Origin of the sequence: Niveispirillum sp. KHB5.9 (assembly GCF_048066115.1) — a bacterium.
In the GTDB taxonomy this organism is placed as follows: domain Bacteria; phylum Pseudomonadota; class Alphaproteobacteria; order Azospirillales; family Azospirillaceae; genus Niveispirillum.
The window spans coordinates 358,097-382,163 of the sequence record NZ_JBLTYX010000004.1; the positions used below are offsets into that span (position 1 = coordinate 358,097).

General features: G+C 65.4%; 17 protein-coding genes. 10 read left to right on the forward strand and 7 right to left on the reverse strand.

Translation table 11 applies throughout. The features are described from left to right. Positions 1–175 precede the first annotated feature (175 nt). Positions 176–1,975: a signal peptide peptidase SppA gene (sppA, locus tag ACM9HJ_RS10560; protein ID WP_416571675.1), complete on the reverse strand. Its 1,800-nt coding sequence runs from the start codon at positions 1,973–1,975 to the stop codon at positions 176–178. Between the two features lie 918 nt (positions 1,976–2,893). Between sppA and ACM9HJ_RS10565 the strand changes: the two genes are divergently transcribed. From ACM9HJ_RS10565 to ACM9HJ_RS10575, 3 genes are all read left to right on the forward strand, one after another. Next, positions 2,894–4,843 (forward strand): PrkA family serine protein kinase, encoded by a 1,950-nt coding sequence (locus ACM9HJ_RS10565; protein ID WP_416571676.1) that lies wholly within the window; start codon positions 2,894–2,896, stop codon positions 4,841–4,843. Positions 4,844–4,965: 122 nt separating this feature from the next. Then, on the forward strand, positions 4,966–6,288 hold the full coding sequence (locus tag ACM9HJ_RS10570; protein ID WP_416571677.1) for a YeaH/YhbH family protein: 1,323 nt from the start codon (positions 4,966–4,968) through the stop codon (positions 6,286–6,288). After that, entirely contained in the window at positions 6,285–7,838 is a 1,554-nt protein-coding gene (locus ACM9HJ_RS10575) for a SpoVR family protein (protein WP_416571678.1), read from the forward strand. The genes ACM9HJ_RS10570 and ACM9HJ_RS10575 overlap by 4 nt, the downstream gene beginning before the upstream one ends. A gap of 112 nt (positions 7,839–7,950) precedes the next feature. On the opposite strand, the gene ACM9HJ_RS10580 is transcribed toward ACM9HJ_RS10575, so the two are convergent. Then, entirely contained in the window at positions 7,951–8,673 is a 723-nt protein-coding gene (locus ACM9HJ_RS10580) for a response regulator (RefSeq protein ID WP_416571679.1), read from the reverse strand. A gap of 260 nt (positions 8,674–8,933) precedes the next feature. Continuing rightward, on the reverse strand, positions 8,934–12,050 hold the full coding sequence (gene putA / locus ACM9HJ_RS10585; RefSeq protein ID WP_416571680.1) for a bifunctional proline dehydrogenase/L-glutamate gamma-semialdehyde dehydrogenase PutA: 3,117 nt from the start codon (positions 12,048–12,050) through the stop codon (positions 8,934–8,936). 133 nt (positions 12,051–12,183) lie between these two features. Between putA and ACM9HJ_RS10590 the strand changes: the two genes are divergently transcribed. Then, positions 12,184–12,672 (forward strand): Lrp/AsnC ligand binding domain-containing protein, encoded by a 489-nt coding sequence (locus ACM9HJ_RS10590; RefSeq protein ID WP_416571681.1) that lies wholly within the window; start codon positions 12,184–12,186, stop codon positions 12,670–12,672. Positions 12,673–12,988: 316 nt separating this feature from the next. Beyond that, the gene (locus ACM9HJ_RS10595) at positions 12,989–13,990 is read left to right on the forward strand and encodes a hypothetical protein (protein ID WP_416571682.1); all 1,002 of its coding nucleotides are present in this window, start codon (positions 12,989–12,991) and stop codon (positions 13,988–13,990) included. 25 nt (positions 13,991–14,015) lie between these two features. Here ACM9HJ_RS10595 and ACM9HJ_RS10600 read toward each other — a convergent pair whose 3' ends face one another. Together ACM9HJ_RS10600 and pabB are read right to left on the reverse strand one after the other, a co-directional pair. Continuing rightward, a complete protein-coding gene (locus ACM9HJ_RS10600) occupies positions 14,016–14,765 on the reverse strand; it encodes an aminotransferase class IV (RefSeq protein ID WP_416571683.1) in 750 nt (249 codons plus the stop codon). Continuing rightward, entirely contained in the window at positions 14,762–16,222 is a 1,461-nt protein-coding gene (pabB, locus tag ACM9HJ_RS10605; protein WP_416571684.1) for an aminodeoxychorismate synthase component I, read from the reverse strand. Before pabB ends, ACM9HJ_RS10600 begins: the two co-directional genes overlap by 4 nt. A 283-nt stretch (positions 16,223–16,505) precedes the next feature. Here pabB and ACM9HJ_RS10610 point away from each other — a divergent pair, with 283 nt between their 5' ends. Both ACM9HJ_RS10610 and ACM9HJ_RS10615 read left to right on the forward strand, forming a co-directional pair. Continuing rightward, a complete protein-coding gene (locus tag ACM9HJ_RS10610) occupies positions 16,506–16,697 on the forward strand; it encodes a hypothetical protein (RefSeq protein ID WP_416571685.1) in 192 nt (63 codons plus the stop codon). A gap of 237 nt (positions 16,698–16,934) precedes the next feature. Next, positions 16,935–18,959 carry a putative bifunctional diguanylate cyclase/phosphodiesterase gene (locus ACM9HJ_RS10615; protein ID WP_416571686.1) on the forward strand — a complete coding sequence of 675 codons (2,025 nt, stop codon included), beginning with the start codon at positions 16,935–16,937 and terminating at the stop codon, positions 18,957–18,959. Between the two features lie 123 nt (positions 18,960–19,082). Here ACM9HJ_RS10615 and ACM9HJ_RS10620 read toward each other — a convergent pair whose 3' ends face one another. Then, the gene (locus ACM9HJ_RS10620; protein WP_416571687.1) at positions 19,083–19,610 is read right to left on the reverse strand and encodes a hypothetical protein; all 528 of its coding nucleotides are present in this window, start codon (positions 19,608–19,610) and stop codon (positions 19,083–19,085) included. Between the two features lie 174 nt (positions 19,611–19,784). On the opposite strand from ACM9HJ_RS10620, the gene ACM9HJ_RS10625 reads away from it, so the two are divergent. Beyond that, positions 19,785–20,198, forward strand: a complete 414-nt coding sequence (locus ACM9HJ_RS10625) for a dihydroneopterin aldolase (RefSeq protein ID WP_416571688.1) — start codon at positions 19,785–19,787, stop codon at positions 20,196–20,198. Positions 20,199–20,365: 167 nt separating this feature from the next. Here the strand turns inward: ACM9HJ_RS10625 and ACM9HJ_RS10630 are convergent, their stop codons facing one another. Then, a complete protein-coding gene (locus ACM9HJ_RS10630; RefSeq protein WP_416571689.1) occupies positions 20,366–21,601 on the reverse strand; it encodes a threonine ammonia-lyase in 1,236 nt (411 codons plus the stop codon). A gap of 287 nt (positions 21,602–21,888) precedes the next feature. Between ACM9HJ_RS10630 and radA the strand changes: the two genes are divergently transcribed. Next, positions 21,889–23,292: a DNA repair protein RadA gene (gene radA / locus ACM9HJ_RS10635; RefSeq protein ID WP_416571690.1), complete on the forward strand. Its 1,404-nt coding sequence runs from the start codon at positions 21,889–21,891 to the stop codon at positions 23,290–23,292. A 10-nt stretch (positions 23,293–23,302) separates the two neighbouring features. After that, positions 23,303–24,025, forward strand: a complete 723-nt coding sequence (locus tag ACM9HJ_RS10640; RefSeq protein WP_416571691.1) for a CvpA family protein — start codon at positions 23,303–23,305, stop codon at positions 24,023–24,025. Positions 24,026–24,067 lie beyond the last annotated feature (42 nt).

Consider the following 24,067-nt stretch of genomic DNA (forward strand, 5'->3'; position numbering starts at 1 on the left):
ACCTTAACGCCCGACGCACCCTCCTCGTCATCCCGGCGAAAGCCGGGGACCCAGGGGCCACAGGATCAGACCTCAACGCAGCTTGGATCAAAGCTGCTGGCAGGTCGGGCGTTTGGCCCCTGGGTCCCCGGCTTTCGCCGGGATGACGAGGTAAGCATTTGTATTTAACCCACGATCAGAACCCCTGCCGCACCATGGCCGGGATCACCGCCACCATGTCCTGGTCGGCCCGCAGATAGGGCGCCAGGGTACCGATCATCGGGCGGAACGGCGCCAGGGTACGCTCGGCCACGCGGCCGGCGACCGCATCGCCGACCTTGGCGCTGGTGTCGCCTGACAGCAGGTCCATCAGATAATCGAACTGCGTGCGGCGGTGCGGCAGGGTGACGGCGCGCAGCGGCGCATCCTCGGCCAGCTTCAGCGACTTGCGCACTTCACCCAGTGCGGTCGTGTAACCGCCCAGCACATCCACCAGACCCAGTTCCTTGGCCTGGCGGCCGGTATAGACGCGGCCCTTGGCGATCTGCTTCACCTTGTCCAGCGGCAGATTGCGACCCTGGGCCACGCCCTGGGTAAAGGCGGCATAGGTGCTATCCAGGAAGGCATTCAGCCGTTCCTCCTGCCCTTCGGTGAAGGGCGTGTTCGCCGACCACATGCCGGCATTGGCACCACGGCTGATCGGTTCGAAATTCACGCCGGCCCAGTCGGTCAGGCCCTTCACCACCATCTTGCCGGCGATGACGCCGATGGACCCGGTGATGGTGCCCGGCTCCGCCACGATGCGGTCGGCACCCATCGACACCCAATAGCCGCCGGACGCGGCCACGGCCCCCATGGAGACGATGACCGGCTTGCCCGACGCCTTGGCCTTCAGCACCTTGCGGCGCACGACTTCCGACGCCACGGCGCTGCCGCCGGGGCTGTTCACCCGGAACAGGATGGCCTTCACCTGATCATTCTCGATCGCCTCGTCAAAGGCGGCGGCGATGGTGGCGGCGCCGAAGCTTTCCTCGCCCGACAGCGGATCGCCCTTGTTGTCGCCACGCATGATGGCGCCGTCGCCCACGATCATGGCGACCAGCGGCGCCTCGTTGATCGACAGGTCCAGCCCTTCCGGCGGGGCGCGGTTATAGTCCTGCAGGCTGATCAGTTCGGGCTTGGTGCTGCCACCAGCCTTCTCCAGAGCCCAGTCCACCGCCTCGTCCCAATAGCCCAGCTTGTCGACCAGCTTCAGCTCCACCGCGTCCTTGTCCAGCAGCGGCGCCTTGTCCACGGCGGCGCGGACGGCGGTATCGTTCAGGCCTCTCGCCTGGGCCACGTCGGCCACCCACTGGTTGAACAGGTCGCCGACCAAGCTGTCGATGGCCTCGCGGTTGGCGGGGGTCGGGCCGGTCTCGGTATACTGCTCGGCAAAGGACTTGTATTCCTCGCGCTTGCGGAACTGCGGTTCCACCATCAGCTTGTCCAGCGCCCCGCGCATGAACATCATTTCGGCCTGCATGCCGGTGATGGCCAGATCGCCCATCGGCTGCATCCATACCTGCTCGAACGCGGTCGCCAGGTAATAGGGCTGCATGCCGTTGCCCATCTCGCCGAAGCTTTCGGCATGGATAATGGCGAAGCGGCCTTCCTTGCGCAGCTTGGCGATGCTGTCGCGCAGTTCCTGGGTCACGGCGAAGCTGTGCACGCCGTTGCCGGTGCGGGCGATGATGCCCTTGACGCGGCTGTCCTTGGATGCGCGGTTCAGCGTGCGCACCACCTGTTCCACCGTCGTCCGCCGCTCACCCAGCAGGCCCGCGACCGGATCGGTGGCCGGCGCTTCCGCCAGCGGTTCCTCCAGATCCAGTTCCAGGACGATATTGTCGGGCAGCTTGGGCTGCCGGTTGGCGAGATGGATGCCGAGCGCGATGGCCCCGGCCACGAGAAGAACCGACAGGAAGCCGATGATGGCAAAGACGCGCAGGATGATCCGCATGACCCGTTCCGATTGATGTCAAACCCGCCCAGACTAACCGCTAAGGCACCCGCCGGGCCAGGATTGAAACAACCCTGTTACGACGAGGTTCCCCGCTGCGCATCCAGGACGCGAACGTGAAAGCCCTATATTGGGATCGTGAGGGCTGGTGCCAGGGGGTGGCCCTACGGGGGCACCGATTCGATGGCCCAGCACCCGGCCCTTATCCTTCCGCGTCGCACCAAAATCGCCCCGCGTCGCGCCCGAAATAGGCCGCCAGGCCCCTTTTACATCACCTTATGGTCGGCCATATCATTATTAAAAGCGTCAAAAAACAGCGGCTTATTAAGGAACGCGAAATTTTTGCAGCCGTATGCTTTGACCATGAGCCCGCTTTCGGGTCATGCTGTGAAGACGGAACCCGCCGCTGTATGGGCGGGTTATATCGGGGTAGAGACCCCCAAACGGGCAGGCGCCGAACGCCGCCCGGTCGCCCGGACGGGCAGGTGCTTCGGCATACATACCTATGCCTTCGGCCTGCCTCAATCGGGGAGGATGATGCTTAGCGTCGGTTCGGTTTCGTTAAGAGATTTGAGCGCTTTGGTACCAGCAGCTTGATTGCCGAGTGACCTCCAGATTGGGAGACGCAGGCGTGATGGGTGACGGTGAAGCCAGTATAGACGGGAGAGGCCGGTCGATGAGACCGGAAGGCCCCGTGCGGCCGGCAGCCAGCATCCCGATGACGACAGCATTGGCCCGACGGCGCACCAGAAGGTGGCCGGGACAGGCATCGGGCCGGGAGGCCCGGGAAGAGACCGCAAGCATCGACCGCCACCATAGTCCACTGCCCCCCGCCACCGCCGGCATGGCGGCGCGTTGCATGGAGCCCCCATGCCCGCCCCTTCGCCCGCCGACCGGCCGCCAGGAAGGAGAGTGCTGATGAGCAAACTGGTCACCGACCTATTCGCCAGCTACGCCACCTCGTACGAAAGCCGCCGCGACGTCGAGATGTCGCTGATGGAATATCTGGAAGGCTGCCGGGACGATCCGCTGATGTATGCCAGTGCGGCCGAACGGCTGCTGGCCGCCATCGGCGAGCCGGAGGTTGTCGACACGGCCAAGGATGCGCGCCTTGCCCGCATCTTCATGAACCGCACGATCAAGATCTATCCCGCCTTCGCCGAATTCTACGGCATGGAAGAGACCATCGAGCGCATCGTCGGCTTCTTCCGCCATGCCGCGCAAGGGCTGGAGGAACGCAAGCAGGTGCTCTACCTGCTGGGTCCCGTCGGCGGCGGCAAGTCGTCCCTGGCCGAACGGCTGAAGGCGCTGATGGAGGACAAGCCCATCTACGCACTGAAGGCCGGCGACCAGATCAGCCCGGTGTTCGAAAGCCCGCTGGGCCTGTTCGACCCCGTCACTATGGCGGAAGGCATCGAGGAGAAGTTCGGCATTCCCCGCCGCCGCCTGACCGGGCTGATGAGCCCCTGGGCCCTGAAGCGGCTGGACGAGTTCGACGGCGATATCCGCAAGTTCAAGGTGGTGAAGCTTCGCCCCTCACGCCTGCGCCAGATCGGCATTTCCAAGACGGAGCCGGGCGACGAGAACAACCAGGACATCTCGTCCCTGGTCGGCAAGGTCGATATCCGCAAGCTGGAGCTCTACAGTCAGAACGATCCCGACGCGTACAGCTATTCCGGCGGCCTGAACCGGGCCAACCAGGGCATGCTGGAATTCGTGGAGATGTTCAAGGCGCCGATCAAGATGCTGCACCCCCTGCTGACCGCCACGCAGGAGGGCAATTATATCGGCACGGAGAATATCGGCGCCCTGCCCTTCCAGGGCATCATCATGGCGCACAGCAACGAAGCCGAGTGGCAGAGCTTCAAGAACAACAAGAACAACGAGGCCTTCATCGACCGTATCTGCGTGGTCAAGGTGCCCTATTGCCTGCGGGTGATGGAGGAGCAGCGCATCTATGAAAAGCTGATCAAAACGTCGGAGCTGGGCGGTACGCCGTGTGCGCCGGCGACGCTGGAGATGCTGGCGCGGTTCACCGTGCTGTCGCGCCTGCGCGACCATGGCAATTCCAACCTGTTCAGCAAGATGCGGGTCTATGACGGGGAAAGCCTGAAGGAGACGGACCCCAAGGCCAAGACCATGCAGGAATACAAGGACGCGGCCGGCGTGGACGAGGGGATGAACGGCATCTCCACCCGCTTCGCGTTCAAGGTCCTGGCCAGTACCTTCAACTATGACAATACCGAGGTCGGGGCCGATCCCGTCCACCTGATGTACATCCTGGAACAGGCCATCAAGCGGGAGCAGTTCCCCGACGATACCGAGAAGAAGTACCTGGAATTCATCAAGGGCGAGTTGGCCCCGCGCTATGCGGAATTCATCGGCAACGAGATCCAGAAGGCCTATCTGGAGAGCTATCACGATTACGGCCAGAACCTGTTCGACCGGTATGTGGATTACGCCGACGCCTGGATCGAGGATCAGGATTTCAAGGACCCCGATACCGGCCAGTTGCTGAACCGCGACCTGCTGAACCAGGAACTGACCAAGATCGAGAAGCCGGCGGGCATCGCCAATCCCAAGGATTTCCGCAACGAGGTGGTGAAGTTCGCGCTGCGCATGCGGGCCAACAACAAGGGCCGCAATCCGGAATGGACCAGCTATGAGAAGCTGCGCGAGGTTATCGAGAAGCGAATGTTCAGCCAGGTGGAGGAACTGCTGCCGGTCATCAGCTTCGGTTCCAAGAAGGACAGCGACACGGAGAAGAAGCACACGGAGTTCGTCAATCGCATGACGGCGCGCGGCTATACCGAACGGCAGGTCCGCCGCCTGGTGGAATGGTACATGCGGGTGAAGCAGGCGGGGTGATTGCTGCCCTCTCCCGCACAGCGGGAGAGGGAGGGGCCCAAGCCGTGAGGCTTGGGAGGGAGAGGGAGCGACGCTGCAACCGACGAACCCTCCCCCTCCCGTGCAGAAAGGAACGCCATACCTTGTTCACCATTGTCGACCGACGTCTCAATCCTTCCGGCAAGTCACTGGCCAACCGCCAGCGGTTCCTGCGCCGCGCCAAGGAACAGGTGATGCGGGCCGTGCGCGATGCATCGGCCAAGCGCGGCATCCGTGACATCGACATGGGCGGCGACATCGCCATCTCGCCCGACGGCATCCGCGAACCGACGCTGCGCCGCTCCTCCTCCGGTGGGCAGCGTGACTATGTCGTGCCCGGCAACAAGGAGTTCCTGTCAGGCGACAAGATCAAGCGCCCACCGCAGAATGGTGGCGGGGGCGGTGGCAATCAGGCATCGGACGATGGCGACGGCCAGGACGAATTCCGCTTCGTGCTGAGCCGTGAGGAATTCATCGACCTGTTCCTGGAGGATCTGGAACTGCCGGATCTGGCCAAGCGCAAGCTGGCCGTGACCGACAGCGTGGACTGGCACCGCGCCGGCTATTCGGCATCGGGATCGCCGGCCAACCTGAACCTCGTGCGTACCATGCGCAACAGCCTGGCCCGCCGCATCGCGCTGAACCGCCCCACGGGCGATGAGGTGAAGGCACTGCGTGAGGAGATCGACGATCTGGAGCGGACGGGCAAGAACCGGGAGCGGCTGGAACAGGCCCGTCTGGAACTGGCCGAGGTTCTGAAGCGCACCCAGCGCATCCCCTATATCGACCCGGTCGATGTCCGCTACAACCGCTTCGCGGCCACGCCGCGCCCGGCGGCGCAAGCCGTCATGTTCTGCCTGATGGATGTGTCGGGCAGCATGACGGAGCATATGAAGGACCTGGCCAAGCGCTTCTACATGCTGCTCTACCTGTTCCTGTCGCGCCGGTACAAGCATGTGGACGTGGTCTTCATCCGCCACACCCACAAGGCGGCGGAGGTGGATGAGGAGACCTTCTTCTACAGCCCCGAAACCGGCGGCACAGTGGTGTCGACGGCGCTGGAGGAGATGGCGCGGGTGATCAAGGAACGCTACCCGCCCGCCGAATGGAACATCTATGCCGCGCAGGCCAGCGACGGCGACAATGCCCTGTCGGACAATACCAAGACGGCGCAGCTGATGCAGGGCGTGATCCTTCCCGACTGCCAATATTATGCCTATCTGGAAGTGGGACAGGAGGGGATGACGCCGGGCCTGCCCTATGGCGGCGGCCCGCGTGAGACCGACCTGTGGCGCACCTACAAGACCATCCAGGCCGGCGGCGCGCTGGCCATGCGGCGGGTCACGGAACGCAAGGAGATCTATCCCGTTTTCCGTGAACTGTTCGCCAAGGACAAGGCCGGGCAACCGGCGGAGGTGAGTGCATGACCACCCTTACAGCCTTCGACGGCGCCCCGCTCTATACCGGGGCCGACTGGGATTACGACAAGGTCCGCCGCGTCTATGACGCCATCGAGAAGGTGGCGCTGGAGATGGGCCTGGACACCTATACCAACCAGATCGAGGTGATCACGTCCGAACAGATGCTGGACGCCTATTCCAGCATCGGCATGCCGCTCTTCTACAAGCACTGGTCCTTCGGCAAGCATTTCGCCCGCGACGAGGCCATGTACCGCAAGGGCCAGCGCGGCCTGGCCTATGAGATCGTGATCAATTCCAACCCCTGCATCAGCTACATCATGGAAGAGAACACCATGACGATGCAGACGCTGGTGATCGCACATGCCGCCTTCGGCCATAACCATTTCTTCAAGAACAACTACCTGTTCCAGCAATGGACCGATGCCGACGGCATCCTGGATTACCTGTCCTTCGCCAAATCCTACATCACCCATTGCGAGGAACGGTATGGCCACGCCATGGTCGAACGCGTGCTGGATGCCGCCCACGCCCTGATGAACCATGGCGTCCATCGCTATCCCCGCCGCCGCGGTCCCGACCTGCGCAACGAGGAGAAACGGGCGCGCGAACGCCTGGAGCATGCCGAGGCCACCTTCAACGACCTCTGGCGCACGGTCCCCACCAAGGCCGGCGGCGCCAGCCCGCTGTCCGACCGCGACCGCCGCCGCGCCCTGCTGGAACTGCCGGAGGAGAACATCCTTTATTTCCTGGAGAAGAAGGCGCCGCGCCTGCAGGGCTGGCAGCGGGAAATCCTGCGCATCGTCCGGCATGTGGCGCAGTATTTCTATCCCCAGCGCCAGACCAAGGTGATGAACGAGGGCTGCGCCACCTATTGCCATTACCGCATCCTGTCCACCCTGCATGACCGCGGCGCGCTCACCGACGGCGCCTGGATGGAAGCGATGCACAGTCACACCAACGTGGTGTTCCAGCCGGAATTCGATGACCGCCGGTATGGCGGCATCAACCCCTACGCCCTGGGCTTCGCCATGATGCAGGATATCGAACGCATCGTGACCGAACCGACGCAGGAGGACCGCTACTGGTTCCCCAATCTGGCCGGCAAGGGCGACCCGATGGGGGCGTTGCGCGATGCCTGGGCCAATTACCGGGATGAAAGCTTCATCCTGCAATACCTGTCGCCGGCCCTGATCCGGAAGTTCCGCCTGTTCCATGTCGCCGACGATGCGCGCGACCCGGAAATGAAGGTGGCGGCCATCCATGACGAACGCGGCTACCGCGCCGTGCGCCAAGCCCTGGCCCGGCAATACGACATCGCCTGGGCCGAAGCCGACATCCAGATCGTCGATGTCGATCTGGTCGGCGACCGCAAGCTGATCCTGGAACATCACGTGATGAACCAGATCCTGCTGGAGGAGGAGGAGGCCAAGTCGGTGATGCAGCATCTGGCCGACCTCTGGGGCTATGAGGTCGTGCTGACCGAGGTGGAGACACCGGGCGGCACAGCCCTGCGCCGGATCAATGTCAGCCCGCGGGTGGTGCTGGGGGGCGGGTGAGATCGACACCTGCACCGTAGGTCATGTCGAGCGAAGCGAGCCCTGACAGAAAAGGCTTCAAGTGATGCTGTCAGGGCTCGCCTGCGGCTCGACCTGACCTACGCCCCCCCCCTCACGGCTGATCCGTGATCTCCGCCGCCAGCCGGTACCCCAGCCCCTTCTCCGTCACGATCACGTCCAGCGAGCCGCTATCCTGCATCTTGCGGCGCAGGCGGCTGACCAGCACGTCGATGGTGCGGTCGTTGGGGTTGCGGTCGGTACCGCTGACAGCGTCGATCAGCTGGTCGCGCGTCACCACGCGCCCACCGGACCGCACCAGCAGGCCCAGCAGTTCGAACTCCCCGCGCGTCACCCGGACCTCGATCCCGGCCGGGTCGACCAGGCGGCGGCGGGCCAGGTCCATGGTCCAGCCGGCGAAGTAACGAACCGCGCCCTCGGCCTTGTACATCTTGCTGGGATGGGTCCGGCGCAGCAGGTTGCGGGCGCGGGCCAGCAGCTCGCGCGGATTGGGCGGCTTGGTCACATAATCGTCGCCACCGGTCTCCAACCCGAAGACCCGGTCGCCATCATTGGCGCGCTGGGTGACGATGATGATGCCGACATTGGAAATCTCGCGGATGCTCTTGGCCAGCGTGAAGCCATCCTCGTCCGGCAGCTCGATATCCAGCAGGACAAGGTCCGGCGGCTGGCTCTGCATCACCTCGCGGGCCTGCTTGCCATTCTCGGCCTCGGCCACCAGGAAGCCGGCCTCGTGGAAATAACCGGCCAGCAGCGCGCGCGTCGCCGGCTCATCCTCGACGATCAGAACCAGCGGGGCATCGGCGATCTCGGTCATCCGGAACCGAACTCCATATCGGGGTCTTGGGCGCCAGGATGGAAACACCCTCCTGGCAACATCGGCCCTTCGCCTATAGCCTTTTTTCACAGAAAAATGAAGCCGTTGGACGATGTTCCCCCGCATGGGAGCCCACCATCCAACGGCGCGGCAGTGGGATTGCTGTTTTAGGTTGCATTATTATTGCGGACGGAAACATCGGATTGCCGCTACTCCCGCCTGCGAGACTAGCGGATCGTTCAGCGCCGCCAGCTTTGGTTTTACGCCCCCAACTCCAAAAGTGAGGCGTTGCCGCCGAACGCCGTCGTGTTGACGGTCAGCGTCTTCTCCGTGACGAAGCGGTGCAGATAGTGCGGGCCGCCGGCCTTCGGCCCCGTGCCCGACAGGCCCTGCCCGCCGAAGGGCTGCACACCCACGACCGCCCCCACCATGTTGCGGTTGATATAGGTGTTGCCCACCGGCAGCGTCTTGAACAGGTTCTGGGCACGGCCTTCCAGCCGGCTGTGGACGCCGAAGGTCAGGCCGTAACCGGTCGCCGCGATCTCCGCCGCCACCTTGTCCAGATCTGACGCCTTGAAGCGCACGATATGCAGGATGGGGCCGAACACCTCGCGCTTCAGCACCGACAGGGAAGCGATCTCATAGAGGCGCGGACCGAAGAAGGTGCCGCCGATCAGCGCATCCGGCACCGTCACGGCCTTGACCAGACGCGCCTCCCCATCCATGCGACTGGCATGGGCGATCAGGATGTCGCGGGCCGCATCATCGATGACCGGGCCGACATCGGTGGCCACATCGATCGGGTCGCCCAGGCGGATCAGATCCATGGCCCCGGCCAGCATGTCGGCCAGCTTGTCCGCCACCTCTTCCTGCGCGAACAGAACGCGCATGGCGGAGCAGCGCTGGCCCGCCGACTGGAAGGCCGACGTGACGCAATCATCCACCACCTGCTCCAGCAGGGCGGTGCTGTCGACGATCATGCAGTTCTGGCCGCCGGTCTCGGCGATCAGCGGCACGATGGCGCCGTCACGGTTGGCCAGGCTGCGGTTGATGGCGCGGCCGGTCTCGGTGGAGCCGGTGAAGCAGACGCCGGCGATGCGGGTATCGGCGACCAGTGCCGCCCCCACCGTCTCACCATCACCCGGCAGCAGATGCAGGATATCGCCCGGCACCCCGGCCTTGTGCAGGATGCGCACGGTCTCCGCCGCGATCAGCGGGGTCTGTTCGGCCGGCTTGGCGATGACGGCATTGCCCGTCACCAATGCTGCCACCACCTGACCCGCGAAGATGGCCAGCGGGAAATTCCACGGGCTGATGCAGGCGAAGGTGCCACGGCCGGTCAAATGCAGCTCATTGCGCTCACCGGTGGGCCCCGGCAGCAGCACGGGCTTCAGGCCGGTGCGCGCCTGCGCCGCATAGTAACGGCAGAAATCCACCGCCTCGCGCACCTCGGCGATGGCGTCCGGCAGGGTCTTGCCCGCCTCACGCACCAGCAGCGCCATCAGGGCGGGCGTGCCGGCTTCCATCAGGTCGGCGGCCTTGTCCAGGCAGGCGGCGCGATGATCCGCACCAGCCCGATCCCAGGCGCCCTGTGCGGCAACCGCCAGCGACAGGGCCTTCTCCACCGCCGCCTTGTCGGCCAGCACGACCGTGCCGACCGTGCGCCCCCGGTTGCTCGGGTCGGTCACCGGCTGGGCGGCTCCCACCAGTTCCACGCCGCCGACGATGGGACCGGCCGTCCAGGTGCGGGCCAGGGCCGCCTGCATCTGGACGGTCAGTTCCTCCACCTTCTCAGGCGCCGTCAGGTCGAAGCCCTTGGAATTGGGACGCTCGGCGCCATAGATGTCGGCCGGGGTGGGGATGCGGGGATGGCGCAGCATGCCTTCTCTCTCCAAGAACGCGGCCGGATCGGCCACCACGTCGGACACGGGCACGTCCGGGTCCATATAGGCGTTGACGAAATTGCTGTTGGCGCCGTTTTCCAGCAGGCGGCGCACCAGATAGGGCAGCAGATCCTCATGCGTGCCCACCGGCGCATAGATGCGCACCCGCGGGAAAGCCGGCAGCACCTCGCGCGCCGCTGTATAGAGCAGCTCGCCCATGCCATGCAGGCGCTGGAATTCCAGATCGCGATTGTCGCCGGCCAGATGCAGGATGGCCGTGATCGTATAAGCATTGTGGGTGGCGAACTGCGGATAGATCGCATCCTTGGCCGCCAGCATCTTGCGGGCACAGACCAGGTAGGACAGGTCCGTCGCCGCCTTGCGCGTGAATACCGGATAATCGGGATGCGATGCGATCTGGGACATCTTGATCTCGGTGTCCCAATAAGCGCCCTTGACCAGCCGCACCATCAGGCGACGGTTGGCCGCGCGCGCCAGATCGACCAGCCAGTCGACCAGCAGATGGGTGCGCTTGGAATAGGCCTGAATGGCCAGGCCCAGCCCGTTCCACCCGGCCAGGTCCGGATCATGCGACAATGCTGCCAGGATATCCTGCGACAGCTCCAGCCGGTCGGCCTCTTCCGCATCGATGGTCAGGTTGATGTCCCAGCGCTTGGCCTGCAGCGCCAGGCCCTTCACGGCCGGCACCAGACGGGCCATCACGTCCGCATGCTGCGCCTGGACATAGCGCGGGTGCAGGGCCGACAGCTTGATCGACACGCCGGGAGCGGCCATGGGGCCACGGCCGGCCGCCTCCTCCCCCACCGCGTCGATGGCCTTCACATAGGCATCCAGATACCGCGTCGCCTGTTCCCAGGTGCGCGCCCCCTCGCCCAGCATGTCATAGGAATGGACGGTGCCGGCGGGCCGCGCCTTGCGCGCCTCGGCCATGGCCTCCTTGATGGTGCGGCCCAGCACGAAATGCCCGCCCATGACGCGCATGGCCTGGCCCATGGCGGTGCGGATGACACTCTCGCCGGACCGGGCCACCATGCGCTTCAGGAAGCTGCCGGCATCCCGCTCCCCGCCGCGCTCCAGATCGGTGATCTTGCCGGTCAGCATCAGGCCCCAGGCGGCGGCATTCACGAAGGCGCTGTCGCTGCGGCCCAGATGCGCATCCCATTGGCCTTGCGCGATCTTCTCGGCGATCAGCCGGTCGGCCGTGTCGGGATCGGCGATGCGCAGCAGGCACTCGGCGATGCACATCAGGGCCACGCCCTCATTGTTCGACAGGCCGAATTCCTGCAGGAAATTGTCCAGTGGCCCCAGTTCGCGCCGGCGCAGCCGTGCCGCCTCGACAATGGCGACGGCCCGATCATGGATGCCGTGGCGCTCGGCAGCGCTCAGGCCATGGCCGCGCAGAAGCTGCGTCACCACCGACACTTCATCGGCATGTTTGTTCTGGCGCAGGCTGTTCAGGACGGTGCTGGACATCGCCGTCAACTCCGTTTGTACGCTATGGGGTGGAATGCCCGGAGTATGGCAAAAATCCTGGGCGATTTTTCTCCAAATAAAGGGTTTTGACAGGATATCATCCGGCTATATCGACTTTTGACCGGATGATATAATGGCCACCGATTCCGCATCAGCGAAGCTCGACCGTATCGACCAGAACATCCTGCGCATCCTGCAGGAGGATGGGCGCATCTCGAACGTGGAACTGGCCCGCCGCGTAAACCTCTCCCCCACCCCCTGCCTGGAGCGGGTGCGGCGGCTGGAGCGGGGCGGCTATATCCGCCAGTACGTGGCCTTGCTGGACCCGGAGATGCTGGACCGCTCGCTGGCCGCCTTCATCGAGGTACGGCTGGACCGGACCACCCAGGACGTCTTCCAGCTTTTCGCCGACGCCGTCCGCCGTCTGGACGAGATCCAGGAGGCCCACATGGTGGCCGGCGGCTTCGATTACCTGATCAAGGTCCGGGTCGCCGACATGGCGGCCTACCGCGCCTTCCTGGGCGACAAGCTCTCCTCCATCCAGGGTGTTGCCCAGACCCATACCTATATGGTCATGGAGGAGGTGAAGAACACCCATGTGGTGCCGGTGCCGGGGCGGTGAGCCTTCACAGAACCCGAACCCGGTCCGATGGACATAGCAATCCGCCGCCACTCGCAGTATGGTGAATATTATGCATATGACTCTTTTCTCCTGACGAGATGGGAGGCGGCCCGTGGGCCACTCAGCAGCGGTTCAAAAGGTGCAATCACAGCATTCTACGAATGTTGCGCCGGATCGCAGCCGAGCGGCATCGGGCCTCGGTAACACCGGCGCGCGAACCACCGCGCATGGGCTGGACACATCGCCCCGCGCGGCTGGACTTCAGCTGATGCAGAGGCGGCTGGACACGTCACCCCGTGTGGCGGAACTCCAACTGATGCAGAAACGGTTGGATCGATCCGCCCCGGCCGCAATGAGGGCCGATCCGGTCGCGCCAGTGATGCAGCGAATGAAGATCAGTAATCAGGGTAAAAACGTCGACATTCCTGATGAAGACATCAGCAGTTTCTGCTTCTATCTGCGCGACACGCAAAAAATTAATGGAAAACTCAACACGTCATCGGGCAGAGTTATTTTCCTTGAGCAAACGGCCCAGGGCCTTGATCTTGCTGCTTTGTATCAAGAATTTAAAAAGGAATCATCCGAACCCAAGCCTCCGACCTATACGGCGGAGCATATGGATCGGGACTTCACGACCCAAATTCCCGGATCGCACCTGTATCACGGGACCCATGTCTCATTCATGGACAATATTATCAGTGGCGTGAACGGTCTGTTCGATATGGTGTATTTGCCCGATATCCCCAGGGTCGACATTAAGATCAAGATGAAGATGCCAGGGGGTCTGAACTTCCGGCGCTGGTTGCAGATTTCAAGCTCACTTGCTCAAACCGCACAGTTTTGGTCAGGGCAGTACGGGCTGCGACAGAAAGACAGCGAGCGAACGATCGGAATTTTCGTCCGCATCCAAGAGGTCGATAAAGGCGAGCATTACAGATACAACGATCTGGACGGAACTGGCGCGCGGCCGAATGTGGTTCGGGATGTTGAGTATGGCGGCACCTTCTCCACCACGACCGTCGACCATGATGCCCGCACGGGTGGGCAGACCGCCTCCTTCCACGAACTGGGCCACGTGCTGGGCCTGAACGAGGAATATGATCTGGATGTAAAGGGGCGGACGCATCCCCACGAACAGCTGACCTCGGACCAGTCGACCAACCCGCTCCATGGCGACTTCTCCCAGTCCCATGTTCCGGGTTCGATCATGGGGCCCGCACAGGGGAACGTGCAGCTTCAGCATTTCGGGCCGATCCGGCAGGCTTTCGCCAAGATGACCCGCACCGCGGCCAGCGACTGGACCCTTGTGAAGCTGTAACCGCCGCATTCCCCGATACGGCGCATCAGTCCAGAACCCGGACCACCTTCCGCACTCCCAGCGCATTGGTCAGCACGATATCGTCCGCCCGGCGCAGCTCATCCACCGACACCACCCGTTCCTCCGCCCGCCAGTTCTTGACCAGCGCCGCCCGCATGGTGCCCGGCAGCGCGCCTTCAGCAACCGAGGGCGTCACCCAATGCCCGTCCAGCGACAGGAACAGATTGGCAGCCGTGGCCTCGGCCACGCGGCCCTGGCTGTTCAGCAGCACGGCATCGTCCGCCCCCCGCGCCGCCGCCTCCCGTCTGGCGATGATGCTGTCCAGATAGTTCAGGGTCTTCAGCCGCGACAAAGGCGATTTCTCGTTACGGCAGGTGGTGCGGGCGATGATCAGACGGGCGGGTGGTGCTTCCGCTGGGATACGACCGGCCGCCAGCATCAGCGTCGGGGCCGGCACCTCCGGCCGCGGCAGACCGCGGGGGCCGGGCCCCGCCGTCAGGGTGAGGCGCACCGCCGCCTCCCCCTCGAACCCATTGGCGCCCAGCAGGCCCAGGATGGCGTCGTGCAGCACCTGGTCACCCGCCGGTACGGGCAGGCCCAGGAAATCCGCCCCCTCCCGCAGGCGTTTCAGATGCGCCTCCAGCCGCAGGGGCACGCCGGCCTTCACCGCGATGGTCTCGAACAGGCCATCGCCCAGGGTCAGGCCGCGGTCATGGGCCATCAGGGCCGGCTTGTCGGCGGCCAGGAAATCACCGTTCAGCCAGATGACGCTCATGCCGCCTGCTCCTGATCGACCGCGATGGCGGGCGGCCAGGCCATGGCCGGGTCGAAGGCGGTCAGGATGGCCTTGGCCTTGGTCAGGCTCTCCTGATATTCCTCTTCCGGGTCGCTGTCGGCGACGATGCCGCCGCCGGCCTGCACCTGCACCTTGTCACCGGAAATGGCGGCGGTGCGGATGATGATGGAACTGTCCATCGCCCCGTCCCAGCCGATCCACATCACCGAGCCGCAATAGGGGCCGCGCCGCGCCGGCTCCAGCTCATGGATGATCTCCATGGCCCTTATCTTGGGTGCACCCGTGATCGACCCGCCGGGAAAGGCGGCGCGCAGCAGATCCACCGGCCCCAGGCCCGGCCGCAACCGTCCGGTGACCACCGAGGTCAGGTGATGAACGGTGCGATAGCTTTCCAGGCCCCACAGGCTGGGCACCTTCACCGACCCGATCTCTGCCACCCGCGACAGGTCGTTGCGCAGCAGATCGACGATCATCAGGTTTTCCGCCCGGTCCTTCTCCGACGCCAGCAGTTCGGCGGCCAGCGCCGCGTCGCGGGCGGCGTCGGCATGGCGGGGACGGGTGCCCTTGATGGGCCGCGTCTCGATGGCGCCATCCGCCGACAGGGCCAGGAACCGCTCCGGCGAACCCGACGCCACCGCCCTGCCCGCTCCCAGATTGAGGAAGGCGGAAAACGGTGCCGCCGTACGCGGCCGCAGCCGGCGATAAGCGTCCCAGGCGGTCACACCGGGCCGCAGCAGGCCCAGGAAGCGCTGGGTCATGTTGGCCTGATAGATGTCACCGGCCCGGATGTATTCCAGGATGCGCGCCACCCGCGACCGATAGCAGGATGGCGCCAGCTCCGCCTCCCATCCCGGCCGGCGCAACAGCCCGTCGCCCTGATCACGGGCCAGGACCGGCGCCGACAGCAGCCGATCGTGCAGCGCCTGGGCCAAGCGGTAGGCCAAAGCGGGGCGGACACCCGCATCGGCTTCCCGTTCCGCACCCGAAACGACCCAGCCCTTGCCGTTGTCATGATCGATGACGGCCACCGTGTCATACAGCCCGAACGCCATGTCGGGCAGGTCCAGCCCGCCAGCGCGCGGGGCCGGCAGCCGTTCCAGATACCGGCCCAGCTCATACCCCATCACCCCCACGGCCCCGCCGGCGAAGGGGGGCAACCCTTCCGGGACCGGCCGCGCGAAGGGCCTCAGCGCCGACTCAAGCGCCGCGAACGGATCGACGCCCAGCACCGCACCGTCGCGCATCACGGTCCCGTCACCCGCCACCTCGATCCAGGAGAAGGGATCGGCGGCCAGGATGGAATAACGTGCACGCCCCCCCTCCGCCGCCCCGCCATCCAGCAGCATGGCGCCCTTCTCCCCCGCCAGCACCGCGAAGGCGGCCAGGGGATCGGGCAGTTCCAGGGGCAGGATGTGGAGCGGGCTTGTCACATTCATGGCCGGACCATAATCGCAGCCGGGCCATTCAACAACGGCCCCCGTTGCAAGTCTTCGTGATCCCGCAGCGCGAAAGGGTAGGTATGCGTTGTTCGCTATTGCAACAGATCACTGTATGATTTGATCTAGTCACGTGAATGCCATCGTTTTGGATCAACGGCTTCGCAATTCGGCCGCAATGGCCGGCGATGCTGCGATGCGTGAAGGGAAGCGGCCACCGGGCCGATGACCAACACCGGACCAGCCTGATGGTACCGAGATTGTCCAACCCGCAGGTGACAAGATGCACAGCGCCGATTTCGAAAACGCCTTCAACGCCGCCTGCCAGGAACTGGGCCTGGATCCGGCCAACACCAACATCTTCGCGCTGGAATGCCGTCGCCAGGGCCTGGACCCCCAGCGCACCCGCGCCTTCGACCTGGACAAGAACCCGTCCGCCATGTGGAAGTCGTTCCGCAAGCTGAAGACCGCCTGATCCCCAGCCCCGCTTCAGGGGCACGGGTTCGGTGATCGAAAGGGTCGCCCCCACCGGGGCGGCCCTTTTGCTTTGGGATGCACCTGGTGGTGCCCGCCGATATTTGCTTGTACAGGCCGGCCCTGTTTCGTGCATGATGATTGCGACGGAATATCGCAGCACCGTCCGGTGGCCCGTTGGGATACCGGGGACGGTGCCGATGATTGAACGGCCGACGCGAAGCCTCCGGGGAGGGCGATGCTGAAAGGGCTGGGCAGTTCCTTGGCGGCAAGACAGGCGGCGCGTGCCGTGCTGGCCGCCTGCATCATCGGATTGGTGCTGAGCGGGCTGGAGGTTGCCTGGGCGACGTGGCGCGAGCGCGGAAAGGCCAGCGATCTGGTCGAACAGATGCTCGACCTGATGGAGGGCAGTGCCGCCGCCGCCGCCTGGAACGTCGATGAGGCGCTGGCCCAGCAGATCGGCAACTCCGCCCTGTCCATCGGCGCCATCGCCGGCATCGATATCCGCATATCCGAGGAACAGCCGCTCTGGTCCCGCCACCGTGCCCTGCCGGCCCCGTCGGGCGGCAACGGCACGATCGGCCGGCTGGTGTTCGGCGATCTGGCGCGCGGCACCCGCCTGCTCTACCGCCCCCTGCCCGACGGGCGGGACAAGCCGCCCATCGGCATCCTGCGCATCGACCTGGATATGGCGCGGGTGTCGGCCGACTACATCGCCTTCGTCACCTCCTCGCTGCTGGGCGGGCTGGCGCGCAACATCCTGCTGGGATTGTTGCTGACCTGGGTGTTCCACCGGTTCCTGACAAGGCCGCTGGTGGAACTGGAACAGGCCGTCGCCGGCATCGACCCCGACAATCCCCGCGACACCCGCCTGGTCATGCCGCTGGGGCATGAGGGGGACGAGCTTGGCCGCCTGACCCAGCGCATCAACGAGACGTTGGACAAGCTGGATGAGAGCCAGGGGCAGTTGCGCCAGCTGGCCACCCGCGACCCGCTGACCGAACTGCCCAACCGCGCCCTGCTGCTGGAACGGCTTGAGCATGCGCTGGCCCGCGCCCGGCGGAGCAAGCGCGGGCTGGCCGTGCTGTTCCTGGATCTGGACCGGTTCAAGCATGTGAATGACAGCCTGGGCCATGACATGGGCGACCGCATGCTGCAGGGCATCGCCCGGCGCCTGGACGACACGCTGCGCCATTCCGACACGGTGGGCCGCCTGGGCGGGGACGAGTTCCTGGTGCTGGTGGAGGATGTGAAGGAACCGAAGGAGGCGATCCAGGTCGCCGACCGCATCCTGGCCACCCTGGCCCGCCCGCTGGAGCTGGACGGACACCTGCTGCATCCCAGCGCCTCGATCGGCATCTCGCTGTGGCCCAGCGACGGGCAGGATGCGCGCCAGATCCTGCGCTGCGCCGATGTCGCCATGTACGCGGCCAAGGCCGCCGGCACCGGCTGCTGGCGCATGTTCTCCGCCGAGATGTCGGAACAGGCCATGGCGCGTCTGCGCACCGAGGCCCGCCTGCGCGCCGCCGAACTGCGCGGGGAGTTCGAGCTGTTCTACCAGCCCAAGGTCGATCCGCGCAGCCTGATGCTGCGGGGGGCGGAGGCGCTGTTGCGCTGGAAGACCGAGGAAGGTTATGTCGCCCCCGCCGATTTCATCCCCGTGGCGGAGGAGACGGGCCTGATCGGCCCCATCGGCGACTGGGTGCTGGGCGATGCCTGCCGGCAGGCGGCACTCTGGCGGCGCAAGCATGGCGACCTGCCGGTGGCCATCAATGTCAGCCCGCGCCAGCTGGCCGATATGGATTTCCCCAATCGCGTCCGTGCCGCCCTGGCAAGTTCCGGCCTGCCGCCGCACCTGCTGACGCTGGAGATCACCGAGACCGTGGCGATGTCGCAGGCGGCGGGTGATTTCGCCATGCTGCGGCTGCTGCGCGATATCGGCGTGGGCATGGCCATCGATGATTTCGGGACGGGCTATTCATCCCTGTCCCACCTGCGGCGCATCCCGCTGACCGTGCTGAAGATCGATCGCGGCTTCATGCAGACGGTGCCGCATGACGTGGCCATCCCCGCCACCATCCTGGAACTGGGCCAGCGCCTGGGGCTGGAGATCGTGGCGGAAGGGGTGGAAACGGAACCGCAGCGCGATTGGCTGTGCAACATGGGCTGCCAGACCATCCAGGGCTTCCTGATCTCCCGCCCCGTGCCGGTTCCGGAATTCGAGGAACGGTTCCTGGCGGAGCGGGTGCGGGCGGTGGGGTAACCCCAATCGTGATTGGGTACGGCGGCGACTGCCGCCGCGCGCCTCGTGGCGCGTAGCCAAGCCGCCGAATGGCGGCGCCGGCGACTGAGGCCGGTGATCGGTTACGATCACCGGAACATGGTATCAGTCGAAAGTGCGCAGCGCCGCCGGCGCACCCTTCAGATGCTTGTCCAGCAAGGTGACGATCTCCTCCATCTGCTGGCGGACCTTGTCCAGCTCCATGGAGGTCTTGTCGTCCAGGGCCGCTTCCATCAGCATCATGTCGAAATCGTTCAGCAGGCTCATCAGGCTTTCGCGTTCCTGCTGCAGGATGTCATAGGCACCCAGCGCATGGACCAGCAGTTCCGGCGGCTCGCGGAAGAACGCCAGGCTCATGCGGGTGAAGCTGGTGATGGACCGCAGCCGCATGCGCACCAGCCAGCCCTTCAAATCGGCCGGCACACCGCGGTTGGGGGCTTCCTCCGCCTTGTCGGCGATGGTGAAGATCAGCGCCTGGATTTCCAGATAGCGGGCGCGCGCCTTCTTGAAATCGGGGAAGGTGGCGAGCTTCACGCCCTCCTGCTTTTCAAACAGGCTGACGGCGCCGGCGAGCGATTGCGACAGATGCCGCAATACCGTCGCCCTCTGTGCCGCGTCCTGTTCGTAGCGCATGAATGTCCCCGTATGTCGTCATTCACAACTTTCGCGCACTCTATCCGTGGATGGCAAGTAACACCACCACACCGAAAGGATGGCTCCGAAAGTTCGCCCCCTCGCCAAACCGACGGGTCTGCCCCCGCGTCCCCGTGGCTTGTCGACGGATGGGGCCGATGGTAGAGCAGGCACATGATGCAGCCCCTGCTTCGCCCCCTTCCCCACCCCCTTACCGGCACGCCCGCGCGCGATCCCGGACAGGTGGTGTTGCCTGGGCAAGTGGTGTTGGTCGTCCGCGACCTGGTGGTGACCACGCTGATCGGCATCTATGATTATGAATATGTAGAGCCGCAGCGCATGCGCCTGAACCTGGAACTGGCGCTGGCACCGGATGCGGCGACACCCTGGACCCATGCGGAACTGGTGGAAACAGCCAGCCGCATCGCCACCGACGGCCACACCAACCTGCTGGAATGCGTCGCCGAACGTCTGGCCGCCACATTGCTGGCCGGCGACCGTGCCGTCACCGCCCTGATCCGGGTCGAAAAGCTGGACGCTTTCGAAGAATGCGAAGCGGTGGGCGTGGAGATCGTGCGGGCGGCGTAACGCCGCCCGCCTTCTTAAACTTAGACCACGTCCCGATGAGTTCAACTCATCGGGACGTGGTCCGGCGGCGACCGCCGCCGCGCGCCACGTGGCGCGTAGCCAAGCCCACGGATGTGGGCGCCGGCGATTGAGGCCCGGTGATCGGTTGCGATCACCGGGAACTGGTATTAGACCACCCCACCCGCCAGCACCTGAACCTCCAGCCCACCCTTGGTGCGCAGCGCGTCCAGGACCCGTTCGGCATGGCGCTTGGACCGGCATTCGATGGTCAGGTCGATGTCGGTGGCCTTCACCGTGCTGGTGGTGAACAGGCGCTGATGGATGGCCTCGATGATGTTGCCGCCGGCATCGCCGACCAGGCCGGTGATCTTGGCCAGCACGCCGGGCCGGTCGGGGATGACGATGCGGACGGCGATCAGGCGGCTTTCACGCACCAGCTGGCGCATGATCACCTGGGCCAGCATACGGCTGTCGATATTGCCGCCGGTCAGGACCAGCCCGACCTTGGCACCCTGGAACAGGTCCGGATGGGCCAGCAGCGCCGCCAGACCGGCCGCCCCGGCCCCTTCCGCCACCGTCTTCTCGATATTCAGGAACAGGGCCACCGCCTCTTCCACCACCACATCGGGGACCAGCACGACCCGCTCGATCAGGGCGCGGCAAATCTCCAGGGTCTTCTGGCCGACATTCTTGACCGCGATACCCTCGGCGATGGTGTCGCCGCCCACCTGCACCGGCTCACCCTTCAGGGCCTGTTCCATGGCGGGATAGGCTTCGACCTCCACACCGATGATGCGGATATCGGGGTTCAGCGCTTTGGCCGCCACCGCGATACCGCCGATCAGCCCGCCACCGCCCACCGGCACGACCAGCGTGTCCAGATGCGGCACCGCCAGCATCATTTCCAGCCCGATCGTGCCCTGGCCGGCGATGACGTCGACATCGTCATAGGGATGGACGAAGACCAGCCCCTCCTCCCGTGCCAGACGCTCGGCCTCCGCCGCCGCCTCGGCCAGGACGGAGCCTTTCAGCACGACGCGCGCACCATGTTCCTCGGTGCGTTCCACCTTGGTGAAGGGCGTACCTTCCGGCATGACGATGGTGGCCGGAATGCCCAGGCGGCCGGCATGATAGGCGACACCCTGGGCATGGTTGCCGGCCGACATGGCCACCACACCGCGCGCCCGCTCCTCCGCGGTCAGTTTCCGCAGCTTGTTCAGCGCACCGCGCTCCTTGAAGCTGGCGGTGAACTGCAAATTCTCGAACTTCACCCAGACATCGGCCCCCGTCAGCTGCGACAGGGTGCGCGACGGGACGAAGGGCGTGTCCATGATATGGCCGGACAGCGCCTGCGCGGCTTCCTTCACATCGGCCAGGGTCACGGGCAAGACGGGGGTGGTCATGGGGCGGTCTCCTTGGACGCGGAACAGCGGCGCCACCATTGTCCGAATGGCGGGACCGATGGATGCCCGTTCAGGTCCAGGCACTTCTCCCCTTCTTGCTCGCACTTCCCACCGTTGCTGACGAGACGATTTTTCACAGCACAGCCCCCGCCCTCCCGACATAACCCTCCGGGCGGCCCCTGCGCATGTTGCATTCGTGTTATGAAGGGCTCCCCAGCGGCGCCCGCAGCGTCTATATAGGGGCCGCGTCCGTTATCCCCCTGGTATCCCCTGGAGCCGTCACGACCTTGGCCCGCGCCACTAGCAAATATGTCTGCCAGAATTGCGGGGCCAGCTACCCCAAATGGTCGGGCAAGTGCGACGCCTGCGGTGAATGGAACACCCTGGTCGAAGAACAGGTGGCCGACGCCATGCCCAAGGGGCTGGGCAAGACCGGCAGCGGGCGCAAGATCGAATTCGTCGCCCTGTCGGGCGTGCCCAGCGATGCGCCGCGCCGCATGACCGGCATCCAGGAATTCGACCGGGTCTGCGGTGGCGGGCTGGTCCATGGCTCCGCCCTGCTGGTCGGCGGCGATCCCGGTATCGGCAAATCCACCCTGCTGCTGCAGGCCACCTGCTGCCTGGCCCAGGAAACCCGCTGCGCCTATATCAGCGGCGAGGAAGCCGTGGATCAGGTGCGCATGCGCGCCAGTCGCCTGGGCCTGGCCAACGCGCCGGTGCAGCTGGCATCCGCCAACAATGTCCGTGACATCGTCGCCAGCCTGGAGGCCGCAGACGGCCCGCAGGTGGCGGTGATCGATAGCATCCAGACCATGTATATCGATACGCTGGACAGCGCGCCGGGCACGGTGGCCCAGGTCCGGTCCTGTGCCGCCGAACTGATCCGCGTGGCCAAGCGCAAGGGCATCACGCTCTTGATCGTCGGCCATGTCACCAAGGACGGGCAGATCGCCGGGCCCCGCGTGCTGGAGCACATGGTCGACACGGTGCTGTATTTCGAGGGCGAGCGCGGGCACCAGTTCCGCATCCTGCGCGCGGTGAAGAACCGCTTCGGCGCCACCGACGAGATCGGGGTGTTCGAGATGGGCGAGGATGGGCTGGTCGAGGTGCCGAACCCGTCCGAACTGTTCCTGGCCGACCGCCGCCGCGACATTACCGGCACCGCCGTCTTCGCCGGGCTGGAGGGCACGCGCCCCGTGCTGGTGGAGGTGCAGGCCCTGGTCGCCCCCTCCCCCCTGGGCACGCCGCGCCGCGCCGTGGTGGGCTGGGACACCTCGCGCCTTGCCATGGTGCTGGCGGTGCTGGAGGCGCGCTGCGGCGTGGCCATCGGCGCCAATGATGTCTATCTCTCGGTCGCCGGCGGCCTGAAGGTCACCGAACCGGCCGCCGACTTGGCCGTGGCCGCGGCGCTCATCAGTTCCCTGACGGGGGAGCCGGTGCCCGCCGATGCCGTGGTGTTCGGGGAGATCGGCCTGTCGGGCGATATCCGCGCCGTCAGCCAGACCGATCAGCGGCTGAAGGAAGCCGCCAAGCTGGGCTTCAACCGCGCCCTGATGCCACAGCCGCGCCGGTCGCGCGGCGATGGTTCGGCCGACGGGTTGCGGCGCGTGGAACTGGACCATCTGTCCGACTTGCTGCCATTGTTCCAGGCGGACGTGCCCCCGCGCCCGCCGCGCCGGGACAGGGATTGAGGGAACCGGAATGGAAGGCAGCAGCCTGAACCCCGTTGACGTCGCCGTTATCGTCGTCCTGTTGATCTCGGCCCTGATGGCCTTCGCCCGTGGATTCGTGCGGGAGGTGCTGTCGGTCGCCGCCTGGATCGGTGCGGCCCTGGCCACGCTCTGGCTGTTCCCGCTGGCCGCCCCCTATACCCGCACCTATATCAGCACCCAGTATGTCGCCGATGGCGTCACCATCCTGGGCGTCTTCACCCTGTCCCTGATCGCCCTGTCGGTGGTGACCAGCATGGTTTCCGGCAAGGTGCAGGAAAGCAACCTGTCGGCCATCGACCGCTCCCTGGGCTTCGCCTTCGGTGTGGTGCGCGGGGCCGTGCTGGTGTCCTTGGCCTATCTGTTCGCCGCCTGGCTGTGGCCGGAACAACCGGTCTGGCTGCGCGAGGCGAAGGCCCGGCCGTTCCTGGAGACGGGTGCCGACATCCTGCGCGACTTTCTGCCCAATGCCGACCTGTCGCCCGCCCAGCGGGAGGCGCAGCGCGCCCAGCACCGGCTGGAAGAGGCTGAGAATGCGAAGCGTACGCTGGAACGGCTGGCCAATCCGCGCCCCACATCTGCGGGGAACGCGGCTGTGCCGGAGACCGATCGTGGCTATAATGTTGAAGACCTCGGTCGTCTCGACCAGGTGATCAAGAGCACCGACCAGCAACCCGACCAACCGGATCGACGTCCCGCAGGGGACCAACGCTGACCCGGCCATTTCGTTTGACCGTACCGGACACCCCCGTGAAAG

Bases quoted from the DNA above. Each gene is read 5' to 3' on its own strand.
- ACM9HJ_RS10620 (WP_416571687.1), bottom strand. From the start codon at position 19,610: ATGCGCTACGAACAGGACGCGGCACAGAGGGCGACGGTATTGCGGCAT.
- sppA (WP_416571675.1), bottom strand. From the start codon at position 1,975: ATGCGGATCATCCTGCGCGTCTTTGCCATCATCGGCTTCCTGTCGGTT.
- ACM9HJ_RS10600 (WP_416571683.1), bottom strand. From the start codon at position 14,765: ATGAGCGTCATCTGGCTGAACGGTGATTTCCTGGCCGCCGACAAGCCG.
- ACM9HJ_RS10625 (WP_416571688.1), top strand. From the start codon at position 19,785: ATGATGCAGCCCCTGCTTCGCCCCCTTCCCCACCCCCTTACCGGCACG.
- pabB (WP_416571684.1), bottom strand. From the start codon at position 16,222: ATGAATGTGACAAGCCCGCTCCACATCCTGCCCCTGGAACTGCCCGAT.
- ACM9HJ_RS10640 (WP_416571691.1), top strand. From the start codon at position 23,303: ATGGAAGGCAGCAGCCTGAACCCCGTTGACGTCGCCGTTATCGTCGTC.
- ACM9HJ_RS10630 (WP_416571689.1), bottom strand. From the start codon at position 21,601: ATGACCACCCCCGTCTTGCCCGTGACCCTGGCCGATGTGAAGGAAGCC.
- ACM9HJ_RS10615 (WP_416571686.1), top strand. From the start codon at position 16,935: ATGCTGAAAGGGCTGGGCAGTTCCTTGGCGGCAAGACAGGCGGCGCGT.
- ACM9HJ_RS10595 (WP_416571682.1), top strand. From the start codon at position 12,989: ATGCAGAAACGGTTGGATCGATCCGCCCCGGCCGCAATGAGGGCCGAT.
- ACM9HJ_RS10580 (WP_416571679.1), bottom strand. From the start codon at position 8,673: ATGACCGAGATCGCCGATGCCCCGCTGGTTCTGATCGTCGAGGATGAG.
- ACM9HJ_RS10590 (WP_416571681.1), top strand. From the start codon at position 12,184: ATGGCCACCGATTCCGCATCAGCGAAGCTCGACCGTATCGACCAGAAC.
- putA (WP_416571680.1), bottom strand. From the start codon at position 12,050: ATGTCCAGCACCGTCCTGAACAGCCTGCGCCAGAACAAACATGCCGAT.
- ACM9HJ_RS10575 (WP_416571678.1), top strand. From the start codon at position 6,285: ATGACCACCCTTACAGCCTTCGACGGCGCCCCGCTCTATACCGGGGCC.
- ACM9HJ_RS10565 (WP_416571676.1), top strand. From the start codon at position 2,894: ATGAGCAAACTGGTCACCGACCTATTCGCCAGCTACGCCACCTCGTAC.
- ACM9HJ_RS10610 (WP_416571685.1), top strand. From the start codon at position 16,506: ATGCACAGCGCCGATTTCGAAAACGCCTTCAACGCCGCCTGCCAGGAA.